11 protein-coding genes are annotated in these 12,248 nt (G+C 62.8%); 3 read left to right on the top strand and 8 right to left on the bottom strand.

What is annotated here, in order from left to right:
* Positions 1 to 89: 89 nt before the first annotated feature.
* On the bottom strand, positions 90 to 1,385 hold the full coding sequence (locus tag ACN0X9_RS02590) for a parallel beta-helix domain-containing protein (protein ID WP_417486075.1): 1,296 nt from the start codon (positions 1,383 to 1,385) through the stop codon (positions 90 to 92).
* 105 nt (positions 1,386 to 1,490) lie between these two features.
* Positions 1,491 to 1,934, bottom strand: a complete 444-nt coding sequence (locus ACN0X9_RS02585) for a winged helix-turn-helix transcriptional regulator (RefSeq protein WP_417486182.1) — start codon at positions 1,932 to 1,934, stop codon at positions 1,491 to 1,493.
* Between the two features lie 303 nt (positions 1,935 to 2,237).
* On the opposite strand from ACN0X9_RS02585, the gene ACN0X9_RS02580 reads away from it, so the two are divergent.
* Both ACN0X9_RS02580 and ACN0X9_RS02575 read left to right on the top strand, forming a co-directional pair.
* Positions 2,238 to 3,176: a bile acid:sodium symporter family protein gene (locus ACN0X9_RS02580; RefSeq protein ID WP_417486074.1), complete on the top strand. Its 939-nt coding sequence runs from the start codon at positions 2,238 to 2,240 to the stop codon at positions 3,174 to 3,176.
* 12 nt (positions 3,177 to 3,188) lie between these two features.
* On the top strand, positions 3,189 to 4,961 hold the full coding sequence (locus tag ACN0X9_RS02575; protein WP_417486073.1) for an N-acyl-D-amino-acid deacylase family protein: 1,773 nt from the start codon (positions 3,189 to 3,191) through the stop codon (positions 4,959 to 4,961).
* 90 nt (positions 4,962 to 5,051) lie between these two features.
* Here the strand turns inward: ACN0X9_RS02575 and ACN0X9_RS02570 are convergent, their stop codons facing one another.
* The 3 genes from ACN0X9_RS02570 to ACN0X9_RS02560 form a co-directional block, all read right to left on the bottom strand.
* On the bottom strand, positions 5,052 to 7,175 hold the full coding sequence (locus tag ACN0X9_RS02570) for a beta-propeller domain-containing protein (RefSeq protein WP_417486072.1): 2,124 nt from the start codon (positions 7,173 to 7,175) through the stop codon (positions 5,052 to 5,054).
* A 169-nt stretch (positions 7,176 to 7,344) separates the two neighbouring features.
* On the bottom strand, positions 7,345 to 7,692 hold the full coding sequence (locus ACN0X9_RS02565; protein ID WP_323761066.1) for a DUF6481 family protein: 348 nt from the start codon (positions 7,690 to 7,692) through the stop codon (positions 7,345 to 7,347).
* A 157-nt stretch (positions 7,693 to 7,849) separates the two neighbouring features.
* On the bottom strand, positions 7,850 to 8,632 hold the full coding sequence (locus tag ACN0X9_RS02560) for an isocitrate lyase/PEP mutase family protein (RefSeq protein ID WP_417486071.1): 783 nt from the start codon (positions 8,630 to 8,632) through the stop codon (positions 7,850 to 7,852).
* Positions 8,633 to 8,951: 319 nt separating this feature from the next.
* Here ACN0X9_RS02560 and ACN0X9_RS02555 point away from each other — a divergent pair, with 319 nt between their 5' ends.
* Positions 8,952 to 9,446 carry a response regulator gene (locus ACN0X9_RS02555; RefSeq protein WP_417486070.1) on the top strand — a complete coding sequence of 165 codons (495 nt, stop codon included), beginning with the start codon at positions 8,952 to 8,954 and terminating at the stop codon, positions 9,444 to 9,446.
* Here ACN0X9_RS02555 and ACN0X9_RS02550 read toward each other — a convergent pair whose 3' ends face one another.
* The 3 genes from ACN0X9_RS02550 to ACN0X9_RS02540 are packed head-to-tail and all read right to left on the bottom strand — an operon-like array spanning position 9,447 to position 12,245.
* Positions 9,447 to 10,061 (bottom strand): methylated-DNA--[protein]-cysteine S-methyltransferase, encoded by a 615-nt coding sequence (locus ACN0X9_RS02550; RefSeq protein WP_417486069.1) that lies wholly within the window; start codon positions 10,059 to 10,061, stop codon positions 9,447 to 9,449. It lies immediately after the preceding gene.
* Positions 10,058 to 10,816, bottom strand: a complete 759-nt coding sequence (locus ACN0X9_RS02545) for an SDR family NAD(P)-dependent oxidoreductase (RefSeq protein WP_417486068.1) — start codon at positions 10,814 to 10,816, stop codon at positions 10,058 to 10,060. The genes ACN0X9_RS02550 and ACN0X9_RS02545 overlap by 4 nt, the downstream gene beginning before the upstream one ends.
* A gap of 7 nt (positions 10,817 to 10,823) precedes the next feature.
* A complete protein-coding gene (locus ACN0X9_RS02540) occupies positions 10,824 to 12,245 on the bottom strand; it encodes a coniferyl aldehyde dehydrogenase (RefSeq protein ID WP_417486067.1) in 1,422 nt (473 codons plus the stop codon).
* Between the last annotated feature and the right edge of the window lie 3 nt (positions 12,246 to 12,248).

Here is a 12,248-nt window from a genome sequence, read left to right as displayed (position 1 = left end):
CGGGTATGACGATAAGGGCGGACTTCCCGTCTCTCAACACATCTCTTCGCGAAACTCGCCTTACAGGTGAATTTTCTGATCGACCGATCTCAGTCGGTCCCGGTGCCGGCCGGGTCGACAAGGTCCAGCTGGGTGGCGGGCAGCGGCGGCAGGTGGCAGCGGTGCTCGCTTGTGGCAATTCTCGGACGGACGCCGCCGGACTCGAGGTCGGCGTTGACGATGTCGGTGACATTGTCGCCAATGCAGATTCGCAGGTCTTCCGGCATTGCGCCATCGACCATCTTGGCGGGGTCGATATAGCCATCCCAGAGGATGTCAGGCATCCTGCCAAGCGGTCCGGCGATGACCACGCGCAGGGCCTGCAACTCCAGCCCGTCCGGATTGCCACCACCGCCACTGAAATTATTGTCGTGAATGTGGATGGTCTCGGGGAAGGGGTCGAACCTGTCCGGACCGACCGCTGCGTCGGGCGTGCTCGGCGCTGCCGTCTGCGCGGTTCCGGTCAACGCCGAGATGACGATGTTGGCCGACCGGTTGTCAGCGATCGCATTGTTGAAAACCTCAATCTGGTCGCTGCCGTGGACCGCGATCCCTGACCCTGCCGGCAGAGCAGCGGCCGCCGTGTCGGGGCGACTGAAGTTTTCGCCATTGTTGGCAAAAACGTAATTGTCAAAGATGCGCGTCCGGCTGCCGGCATGGACCCGGGCCGGTGTGTCATTGACCAGGATGCCGCCGGAATTCCCGGTTGTGACATTGTCATAGAGGTCTGTGCCGACGGCATTTTCGACCTGGATCCCGACAAGGTTTCGCTCGGCCCGGTTCCGACGGATCACGACATTGCGTGACTGTCCGACATGGATCCCGGCGCCGGCCGCACCGATGGCGATCGACTCCTCGACCAGCACATTTGCTGAGCGAACGGGTGCGATACCGTAAGCGCCATTGCCGGCGTCCGGACCATCCGTCCACTCGACCCGAAGGCCTCTGACGATCACGTCCTCGGCTTCGCTGATCCGAACCCCGTCGCCTATCGGATCTTCGATCGCGAGGTTTTCCAGAGTGACGCCACTGGCGGTTACCAGCAGGCCTTCCCGGCCCATCACCTGGTCCTGAAAGGACAGGATGGTGCGTTCGGCACCCTGGCCACGCAGGGTGACGCCATCGACGGCCATGACCAGCGAGCGGTCGAGTGCGAACACGCCCTCCGGTATGTCGATGATGTCTCCGGTGCGTGCGTTGGCCAGACGTTCAGCCAGCCGGGCCGGGTAGCTGCGGTCTGCGTCTGAAAGGTCACGCGCCCGTGGCTCGCCACAGGCGCCCAGGAACAGCGAACAGGCCAAGCCTGCGAGCAGGCCGACCTGTTTCGGACCAAAGCTGAAAACCATTCATCACTCCCCAAGCGTGCGCCCCGTCTGGCCGCAGGCTTTGGAAGTGGACAATGTCCGGCCCGATTCGCCAATCGGGATCGAAGCCGGACGACTGTCAGACGGTCAGCCCGCCTCGCGGATGCCGCGGCCGGCGGGGTCGCGCCCGGCGATATCGCGATGGGTCACTTCCTCGCCGCTCTGATTGGCAACGCTCATGGGCGCCAATTCTTCTCCGGTGCGAACATCAAAGACTTCAAGCGGGCGTTCATCCTCGCCATAGATCCACTTGTCGCCCCATTGCTGCATGGCCATGAGGATGGGGAAAAGCGCCTCGCCACTTTCGGTCAGGACATATTCCTGCCGTTGGCCACGCACCCCGACTTCCTCACGCATCATGATGCCATTCTCGACCAGCTTGTTGAGGCGGTCTGTAAGAATGTTTTTGGCAATTCCGGTGCTCTCGTGGAAGTCGCTGAAGCGACGGGCGCCTTTCATGGCATCCCGAACGATCAATAGCGTCCACCAGTCACCCACCTGATTTAAGGTCTGCGCGATTGCGCAGGACATTTCATCAAAACGTTTTCGACCCATTCTCGGTCCCCCAAACACCTGGTCGCTGCCCGTGCGACCTGCTCAAACAATACCTGTATTACCACAGCACCCCGCCCCCAAGGCGGGATGTTGTCCCTGTGGTTGCCACGCACTCGCAATCTAAAAGTCCAGACGCGGGTCTGCAAAACATGTTGGGCACGATACAGGCTGGCGTGATTTTGGCGACCCTTATGTTGACATGACAACTGGTTAGCGGCTGTCTGGGCCCTCGAATTCACTTGTAGTTAATGTGACAAGTTATTGACGGGACATGCATTTATGAACGCCGACTCGATCGACCAGCTGCAGGTAATAGTTGATGATCAATCACGGTTGGGGATCGCGCTGATCCTGTTCGTGATGATGTTTTCGGTGGCGCTGACACTGAAACTCGAGGACTTCGGCCTGGTACGGCGTGAACCCGGGCGGGTGCTCGGCGGGGTCGCCGTGCAATTGCTGGGGCTTCCTCTGCTGACACTGGGCCTGATCCTGATCCTGTCGCCCCCGGCCAGTATTGCGCTTGGCATGTTGATTGTGGCTAGCTGTCCGGGCGGAAATGTCTCCAACCTCCTGACCCGCGCGGCGAACGGCAATACCGCCTACTCGGTCACCCTGACAGCGATCTCCAGCGTGTCTGCGGCTGTTGTGACGCCTTTGTCGATTCTGTTCTGGGCCGGAATGTACGGGCCGGCGGGCGCCCTTGTGCGGTCGCTTGATGTCGATCCCTGGCCTTTTTTCACGCAGACTGCGGCGTTGCTGGCCGTGCCATTAATGCTGGGCATGGCGCTCAACCACTGGAAACCGGACCTGGCCGGGCGTATCGCGCGCATACTCGGGCCGTTGGCGCTGGGCTGCATCGCGTTGCTGGTGGCTGTAGGCATCGTCCAGAACTGGCCGCTGATCCTCGCCACCGGCGCTGTCATCATTCCCATTGTCGTGCTGCACAACGGATCCGCCTTCGCGCTGGGCTGGCTGAGCGGCCGGGCATTGGGCATGGAGACGGCCCGTCGTCGTGCCCTGACTTTCGAGGTCGGCATCCAGAATTCGGGCCTTGGTCTGGTGATTTTGCTGAGCCAGTTCAGTGGCGTCGGCGGGGCCGCGGCCATTATCGGCACCTGGAGCATCTGGCACCTGGTTGGCGGCTCGCTGCTAGCGGGCTTGTTCCGACTGGTCGATTCGCGGACACTCGCCGCAAACGCCACAGAGCGTGACACATGACGGGAGGCAGACATGTTTGATCTCAAGATTACGGGCGGTCAGGTCCATGACGGCAGCGGCGCGACGCCGGTAACCGCGGATATCGCCATCAAGAACGGGCGCATTGCCGCTATCGGCCAGGATCTGGGCGAGGCGGCCCGCACGATCGATGCGACCGGCAAGCTGGTCACGCCGGGCTTTGTCGATATCCATACCCATTATGACGGCCAGGCGAGTTGGGACGGCATGCTGCGGCCCTCCATCGATCACGGCGTCACCACGGCGGTGATGGGCAATTGCGGTGTCGGCTTTGCACCTGTGCGCGAGGCCGATCACGAGAAGCTGATCAAGCTGATGGAAGGCGTCGAGGATATTCCCGGCACTGCCCTTCATGAAGGCCTGACCTGGGACTGGGAGAGCTTCCCGGACTATCTCGACGCCCTGTCGAAAATTCCGCGCACCATCGACATCGCCGCCATGGTCCCGCACGACCCGCTGCGCGTCTATGTGATGGGTGACCGGGCGGTGCATTCAGAGCCGGCCAATGACGCCGACATCGCCGAGATGCGCCGTTTGACCCGCGAGGCGCTGGAAGCCGGCGCGGTCGGTTTCGCGACCGGGCGTTCGGATGTCCACAAGACCGCCGACGGCGAATGGACACCGTCCTCGGAATCCACGCGTGAGGAATTGACCGGCATCGCGAAGGCTTTCAACGGCCTCGATTTCGGCGTGGTGCAAGCCGTCTCCGACTTCAATCTGGAGCGCGGCGAGCAGGACTTCGACGATGAGTGGAGCATTATTGCCGACTACGCCAAGGCGTCCGGCCGGCCCTTCTCCTTCTCCCTCATGCAGCGCGATTTCGCGCCGGATCAGTGGCTCAAACTGATCGAGCGGACGGAAAAACTGAAAGACGAGGGCGTCGATGCCCGCATGCAGGTCGCCCCGCGCGCCATCGGCGTCTTCCTGGGCTTCAACTGCACCTTCCACCCCTTCATGGGCTATCCCAGCTACAAGACCATCGCCGACCTGCCGCTCGTCCAGCGCGTCGCGCGGATGAAGGACCCGGCCTTCAAGGCGCAGATCCTGTCGGAGACGACCGACAAGCTTTCGGGGCCGGGCTCGTCGGTGCCGCCGCTGGCCGACATGCTGATGGAGCATATCGAGTTCGTGGCCGAGAAATTCTTCCAGCTCGGCAATCCGCCCGACTATGAGCAGTCCGGCGAGAATTCGCTGGCGGCGCGGGCGCGGTCCAAGGGCGTTTCCCTGATGGAGATGGTCTATGACACGCTGCTGGAGCGCGATGGTCACGAGCTGATCTATCTGCCGCTCTATAACTATACAGAGCTCAATTACGACAATGTGCTCAAGATGATGGAGCATCCGCAGGCGCTCTATGGCCTGTCTGATGGTGGCGCCCATGTCGGCACGGTCTGCGATGCCTCCATGCCGACCTACATGCTGACCCACTGGACCCGCGACCGCAAACGTGGCCGTAAGCTCGACCTGCCGCGCGTGGTGCGCATGCTGACCGGCGCCCAGGCTGACTATATGGGCATGACAGATCGCGGCTATCTGCGCGAGGGCCTGAAGGCCGATATCAACATCATCGACCTCGACCGCCTGCAGATGGAGCCACCCCACATGGAACGCGATCTGCCCGCCGGCGGACAGCGCCTGCTGCAGGGCGCCACCGGCTATGTCGCAACCATCGTCGCCGGCGAAGTGGTGATGGAAGAGGGCAAGCTCACCGGCGCCATGCCGGGCACGGTCTATCGGGCCGGGCAACAGGCTGTCGCGGCGGAGTAGGGAGCGCTGCTCCGCTTCGCGTGGAGGGGTTCACTTTTGCTAGTGCCATTATCAAGGGGTAGGCCGCACTTCGGTTCATGCCCTGAGAAATCAATGCGCGCCGGAACCTTCCATGGCGAGCGCGCGCGCAGTTTGGGAGTTTTGTTCGACCGGAAGCGGTGCGGTGAGGTCCACGCGACGGATCGGTTTGATCCTGTCACCGGATATCCCACCCTCGACGATCTCGGTGCTCAAAAGCGCGAACACGCGTCCCTGGGTGAAGATGGGCCTCGAATTGCCATACCAGTCGACACAGGACACCTCGCACTCATAGTCGGGATGTTCCGCCGCGTCGCTGTCGACCGGCTCAAGTGTGCCGAGCGCGGTAAAGCCCGCTTCTTCATCGAGGCTCAGAAAGCTTAGTTCCGAGGCGGTGCTGCGCCACCAGCGGCGAAAAGCCGGCCCGGGTACGCGCTCGGTCGGGAGCCCGAGAATGGCGGTGCCATCAGCGCGCCGAGTGAAGTTGAAGGCGTGCGACCGGCCTTCGGTCTCCAACCGGTCGGGCAACAGGGCGGTGGCCGCCAGCTGAAAGTCGCCTTCCGTGGTCAAATGCGAGACGCTCAGGCCCTCGCGGTGGACATAACCGGTTGCGATCAGACCCGTGTCGATCGTTTCAAGTCGAAGCAGGGAATGCGGGAGCGCCAGGTTTGACGTGTTGGACGGGTCCTCGAGTGGGACCATCACCATTTGAGCCGGCTTTCGGGCTGTTTCGTCCCACCAGGGGGCGTTGCCAGGCTCAAGGACAGACCAGCCGTAAACGAGGTGGGTGTCTGTAAAGCGGTTTTCCAGGCCGACGCCGAACTCCGCTCCCGGGAGCGCTGTGTAGCGATCGGCGGACACTTCGCGGAACCGCGTCGAGAAAGCCCGATCCGGGATGGAGATCAACGACGCCTGAAGGATGGCGTGATCGAATACCCGGTCGTCCAGATCGTCATAGGCACAATGAGGATCTTCCAGAGTCACGAAACTGCGGAGAAGCCGAGCGGACTCGGCGAAACTGAATTGATCAGCCGGAGTGCCACGCGTGCCGACAACGGCCAGCTCTCCTGTTTCGAGTGACATGCGATAAATGCCGGCCGGCGGCGTCATTTCGGGCGACAGCACCTCTCGCATCGTGCAGTGGCGCCCCTGAACCGGCAGGTCATCGGCGTTTTGGCTCTCCCAGCTTCCCCCTGTCCAGAGATAGGCGTGTTCGCCGCTCACATAGAGTTCTGTTGAGGGGCCGGCGATGAAGGCCTGGGTGTGGCAATCAAGATCGGCGCGGTCCCCGCGACCAAGGTCGCAGACCGATATCGTGTGTATGGTTGGCTCAATAATCGGCAGAACGGGGCGGTAAATTTCCCGCGCATCAAACAGCGGCCGGCGATTGTCCGGTTGCGAGTCTTCGGATGTCCAGCGACGCAGGGTCGGCCAACTGTCCGAGTCGAGACTGTCCATATCGCTGACCAGGTAAGGCATGTGCACAACCAGCTGCCCGTCCACGATGCGGGTCGCGTAATTGTCGACGTCGTAATAGTCGCTGGACGAAATCAGGAAGCTGCCAAGGCGGACGAATTGTCCGGTCTCGTCCATTTCCAGCACGGTCAGCTCGCTCGCGTCATCGTCGTAGGAGTAGCCGGTGACGATGATGCGGTTGCCGGTGACCAGCATTTCGTCGATCCAGACTCTTCGGTCGGGGTCGAGATAGACGTCGAGGCGGTCAGCATATTCGAGGCCCGGCGCGCCATCCGGCTGCAGGTTGACCGAGAACAGGCGTCCGTCCTGCAGGACGACAAGGAAATCGCCAATCTGCTTGACGATATCGCCCTCATCGACGCCGGTCGTTTGATTGTTGGTAATGGTTGGATTGGGCGCCGAAATTCTCGACCCGGTAACAACGATCGTATCGCACTCGTCTTCGGCACCCTGGCAGGACCAGGAGAGCGCACTCGGCTTCGACTTCGACAATAGATCGTCAGCCCAGTACAGGTCCCACTCATCGGCGAGTTCGCCGACCCGGTGCAGATAGCGGCGCAAATCATGCTCACCGGCAAACTGTGTCAGCTCGACCGTCGCCAGTGATTGCAGGCGTGGATCCTCATAGGGCAGGGTCTCGCCGCCGGGTTGCGCCAAGGCTTGCCCTGCGAGGCTCACCAAACAAGCCGCGGCCGCCGTATAATTCATGCTGAGTGGCATGTCCTGTCCCCTGCACCCCGGTCAATTGAGGCTCGATCAGCGAGCGTCAATGCACAGGATGGGAGACCGGATACAGACAGACAAGGCAGATTCGAAACAGTTGCCGAAATCGTGAGGACCGCAGGCGAATGGCCCATGTCCCCTCCGATTCCAGCGAACAGTCAGTTGGTTAGCGCTTGCGGGCCTTGCGCGCCGCGTAGCGTTCGTCGCGGGCGGCTTTCTTGGCGGCTTCTTCGGCCACTAGGGCATCGGCGGCGGCTTTTTCGGCGGCGAGGGCGGCGGCGGCCTTTTCGGCGAGTTCAGCTTCCTTGCGGGCCTTTTCCTCGGCCTTCACGCGTTCGCGCTCAATGCGACGCGCTTCGCGGGCCTTGTCGGCGGCTTCGCGTTCGGCGCGACGGGCAGCCAGCTGGGCCTCGTCGGGTTTCGGCGCATTCTTGAATTTTTCCAGAAGCTTCTTCTTGGCCTCTGCGGCGCTTTTATTGCGATCGGCGAAGCTCGGATTTGCGTAGTTTTTCAAACTGGACGGGTCCCTGGTGAGGTTGAAAGCCGGATTGGCACGCCGCAAGTCGCGGCAATTGGCTCCTATCTGCCCGCGCAGAGCGAAGAGCACAACCCCAAGCGAGGTCATGATGGATGATCGCGGGCGAGGGAGGCCGCCGGGATGCTGGCGTCCGCTAGCCCATGGCATCGGCAGCCCAGCGTCCCAATCGGGCCATGGTGCGAATGAAAGGGTAGGGGCCATGGCTGATACGGGCGACGCCCAGTGCAGCAAGACCTGCCCTGTCAGGCATGCCGGGGCTGGCCATGACGTTGACAGGAAGGCCGGTCGCGCCGACGAGCTGTTCGATCAGTCCGGGCGTGACGAGGCCCGGAACGAACAGGCCCGAAGCCCCGGCCTCGGCGTAGGCTGCTGCGCGCTCGATCGCCTGCGGCACAAGTTCCGTGTGCTTGGTGATGTCGGCCTGGCGCAGGAAGAGGTCAGTCCGGGCATTGATGAAAAGAGGCAATCCGGCCGCGTTGGCGGCCGCGCGCACGGCCCGCAGGCGCGTCACCTGTTCGTCAATCGGGTAGACCGGGTAGAGCCCGCCCTCGGGCGCTCCACCGATGACCTGGTCCTCGAAATTGACACCTACGGCACCGGTGGAAGCGAGGCGGGTGATATTCTCGGCGACCCGCTCGGGTTCGCGGGCGAAACCGCTCTCGAAATCCACGCTGAGCGGCAATTTTGTAGTGGCTGTGATGCGGGTGACGACGTCCAGCAGGGCGTCGAGCGGCAGGCCTTCGCCGTCGGGCCAGCCCTGCGCTGCGGCGACAGAATGGCTGCCCGTCGCGAGGGCGTTCGCACCTGCCGAGACGACAGCTGCTGCGCTCCCCGCATCCCAGATATTGAAGAGGACAAGCGGGTTGCCGGCGACGTGAAGGGCGGCAAACGCGGCGGCTTTTTCGGACGGCGTCATGATTTTGTTCTTTCAGCGGGATCAGCCAAATGGCTCAGCGGGAAGGATGCCGGACCGATCGCCCGGACTGCCACCCGATTCTTGTTGGCAGGCGCGGCGCGACACCTGCTCTGTAGGCCAAGTACAGCTGCTGAATATTAAATGAGTGCCTGATTTCGCGGAGGCCCTGACTGTAACTTATTGAAACCATGTAACTTCCCTATTTGTACTCCTTGAGGGGATTTCAATGGGACGGGCTGTTAACCATAGTTTCAATCCGGGCCCGGACATTGTTCCAAAGCGCACGTCAGCAGTGATGCGCGGTGTTAAGGTGTTTGGTATGGGCAAGACATTGCAGCGGGTTTTATTGCTCGAAGACATCGAAGCGAATGCGAATCTCATCCGGTTTTCGCTTGAATCGGTGTCGGGATTCGAAGTCTCTCACGCTGCCGACGCCCGCGCGGCGATCGAGTCATTCAAGATCGGTTCCTATGATATCTGCCTGTTTGATCACTTGATGCCGGGGATGACCGGGCTCGACGCGATGCGTGCGATCCGGGCACTGCCGAATGGTGATGCCGTGCCCTTCGTCTTCCTGACCGCGCGGTCGGATGTCGCCAACTGGAAACAGCTGAAGGAAAACGGCGCCCAGGCGGTGATCGCCAAACCGTTCGATATCATGCTGCTCGGCGCACAATTGCTGGATGTTTTTCACGCTTACCAAGCCCCCTGCGCCATCAGTGGCGAGGAGCAGGGCGCCGAGCCGGGTTGGGCCGCGACGCCGTCCCGGTCGAACCTGGCCCAGCGCGGTGCCGCGGCGTATCAGCGCTTCTGATCAGATCAGGACCTGGCCAAAGGCCCGCCGCTCGTGATCGAGCAGCCAGCGCTTGCGCCACAGACCTCCACCATAACCGGTCAATGACCCGTCCGCGCCGATAATCCGGTGGCAGGGGATGACCAGGGCGATCGGGTTGGCGCCGTTGGCTCGGGCAACGGCACGGGTCGCGGTCGGCTGGTCCAGGGCACGGGCCTGTTCGCCATAACTGCGGGTCTCGCCGGCCGGGACGTCCAGAAGGGCCTTCCAGGCACGTTGCTCGAACAGGGTGCCGACCGGAGCGAGTGGGGTTGTGAATGACGCGGAGCGGCCCAGGAAATAGGCGTGCAATTCCGTCGACAGCAGGTCTGTCGGCGGTGGCGAACCGAGCGAGATCGCGGAGCCGGTCTTGGTTCGCAGCTTAATCAGTTCGGCGGGCAGGATGCCGCGGTCGAAAAATTCCAGCAGACGCAGACGGGTCGCATCGGCAATGGCCAGCAACGGGCCGACCGGTGTGGCGATCCAGTGTGCCTGCAACTCGGCTTCAGCGGCCGGCTCTCCACCGAGCAGGCAGGTGAGGGCCTGTCGAAAGCCGGCATCGTCATCGAACAGGGGGGCAGGGATGTCATCCGTCACCGGACGTAGCTGGCGCCATTGATGTCGATACAGCTGCCCGTCGCACTGCGGCAGGCACCGGAGGCGAGGAAGGCGCACATGGCGGCGATCTCGTCGGGGTGGGCCAGCTCGCCGATCGGGATTTCAGCCTTGGCGCGGGCCCGGTCTTCCTCGTGCTGAGGACCCATGCGGGTGTCGATCCAGCCCGGCGCCAATGCATAGGCATAGACACTGTCGCCGCCCCATTGCCGGGCGATGGTCTTGGTTAGCGAGAGCAGCGCGCCCTTGGAGGCGCCATAGGCCATATGGTTGCGGTCTTCGCCGCGATAGCCGGCCCGGCTGGCGATATTGATGATCGAGCCACCGCCCGAGGCGACCATTTCCGGGATCGCGGCGCGGCAGATATCGGCAACGGCCATCAGATTGACCTGCAGCGTGGTCGCCCAGCTGGTCTCCCAGTCACTGTCGGAACTGTCGAGCGGGCTGGCCCAGTGGATGCCGGCATTGTTGACGATGATATCGAGGCGGCCGGAGGCCAGGTGCAGGGCCGCGTCATAGAGATCGCGCCCGGCGCCCGGCAGGGACAGATCGGCCTGCACCGCGCCCAGTGCCGCCGGGCCGATGGCCTGCACGGCCTGGTCGGCATCCGCCATGTTCTGGTTGCCGTGCAGGACGACTTGTGCGCCCTGGGCGGCGAACATGTGGGCTGCCGCCAGGCCGACGCCGTGGCTGGAGCCGGTGATCAGGGCGCGCTTGCCCGCCAGTTGTCCCGTCATTTGTCGCCTATTTCATCTGCTTCTTTGCGACGGTTTCGTACATCTTGCCATAGGGCGGAGCAAGCAGGCGGGACGGGTGCCATTTGCCGGTCCGGAAGACCGAGCGCTCATGGGTGAAGGTCAGGAATCCATGCTCGCCATGATAGCTGCCCTGGCCGGAGGCGCCGACACCGCCGAAGGGCAGGTCGGGCACGGACAGGTGCAGCAGATTGATATTGACGCCGGCTCCACCCGACATCGTGCTGTCGAGCACGCGTTCGGCTTCGGTCTTGTCGGTCGAGTAGACATAGAGCGCCAGCGGATGGTCGCGATCGGCGACATGATCGGTGGCGGCGTCGAGCTCGGAATAGCCGATGATGGGCAGCACCGGCCCGAAGATTTCCTCGGTCATCAAACGGCTGTCGGCGGGTGGGTTGATGACGACGGTCGGCGGGATCTTGCGACCGGCCCTGGCGGCCTCGACGTCGTGCTTGGGCTGCAGGATTTCCGCACCACCGGCCCGGGCTTCCTCGATCATGCCCATCAGGCGATCATAGTGACGATCCGAAACGATGGCTGTGTAGGCGTCGTCGGTGGCGGCATCGGAAAACTGGTGCGCAGCAACCTTGATGATGGCTTCGCCGAGGGACTTTTCCTTGCCATTGGGCGCCAGCACATAGTCCGGTGCCACACAGGTCTGGCCGGCATTGAAGAATTTCCCCCAGCCGATCGATTTGGCGGCGGCATCCTGCGGGTAGGTCGGGGTGACGATGGCCGGCGACTTGCCGCCCAGCTCCAGTGTGACCGGAACCAGATTGTCGGCAGCGGCCATGGCCACCAGACGGCCGACCTGGGTCGAGCCTGTATAGAAAAGGTGATCGAATTTCAGCTTGGTGAAAGCCTCGCCGACGGCCGGACCGCCGGTGATCACGGTGACATGGTCATCCTCGAAAGCCTCGGCCAGCAGGGATTTTATGATCTCGCCGGTGGCCGGGGTGTATTCGGACGGCTTGATCATCGCCCGGCAACCCGCCGCCAGCGCGGCGACCAGCGGCGCCATGGCCAGCTGGAACGGGTAATTCCACGGCGAGACGATGCCGACAACGCCCTTGGGTTCGCGGCGTATGGTGGCCGAACCCGGCGCCAGGGTCAGGGGCACGCCGACCTTGCGCGCCTTCATCCATTTGCCGAGATGCTTCTTGGCATGGCCGGAATCCTGGATGACGAAGGCAATCTCCGCGATGACGCTTTCCTGTTTGGCCCGGTTTCCGAAATCCCGGCTTATCGCCTCGGCGATGGCGTCGGCGTGTCTGCGGCACAGATCGGCAAGCCGGTCGAGGTCGGCCTTGCGCTTGTCGATCGGGCGATGCCGCTCGGCCCGGAAGGCCGATTTCTGACCCGCCAGGAGGGATTTCATGCGTTCGATCTGTTTGGCTTCGGCTTCACTCATGGT

Origin of the sequence: Maricaulis sp., from assembly GCF_048268525.1 — a bacterium.
Lineage (GTDB): Bacteria > Pseudomonadota > Alphaproteobacteria > Caulobacterales > Maricaulaceae > Maricaulis.
Note: the sequence above shows the minus strand (reverse complement) of the source record. Positions and strands in the feature narration are given on the sequence as shown.

Coding starts and splice junctions, on each gene's coding strand:
- ACN0X9_RS02590 (WP_417486075.1), bottom strand. CDS start 1,385: ATGGTTTTCAGCTTTGGTCCGAAACAGGTCGGCCTGCTCGCAGGCTTG.
- ACN0X9_RS02585 (WP_417486182.1), bottom strand. CDS start 1,934: ATGTCCTGCGCAATCGCGCAGACCTTAAATCAGGTGGGTGACTGGTGG.
- ACN0X9_RS02580 (WP_417486074.1), top strand. CDS start 2,238: ATGAACGCCGACTCGATCGACCAGCTGCAGGTAATAGTTGATGATCAA.
- ACN0X9_RS02575 (WP_417486073.1), top strand. CDS start 3,189: ATGTTTGATCTCAAGATTACGGGCGGTCAGGTCCATGACGGCAGCGGC.
- ACN0X9_RS02570 (WP_417486072.1), bottom strand. CDS start 7,175: ATGCCACTCAGCATGAATTATACGGCGGCCGCGGCTTGTTTGGTGAGC.
- ACN0X9_RS02560 (WP_417486071.1), bottom strand. CDS start 8,632: ATGACGCCGTCCGAAAAAGCCGCCGCGTTTGCCGCCCTTCACGTCGCC.
- ACN0X9_RS02555 (WP_417486070.1), top strand. CDS start 8,952: ATGGGCAAGACATTGCAGCGGGTTTTATTGCTCGAAGACATCGAAGCG.
- ACN0X9_RS02545 (WP_417486068.1), bottom strand. CDS start 10,816: ATGACGGGACAACTGGCGGGCAAGCGCGCCCTGATCACCGGCTCCAGC.
- ACN0X9_RS02540 (WP_417486067.1), bottom strand. CDS start 12,245: ATGAGTGAAGCCGAAGCCAAACAGATCGAACGCATGAAATCCCTCCTG.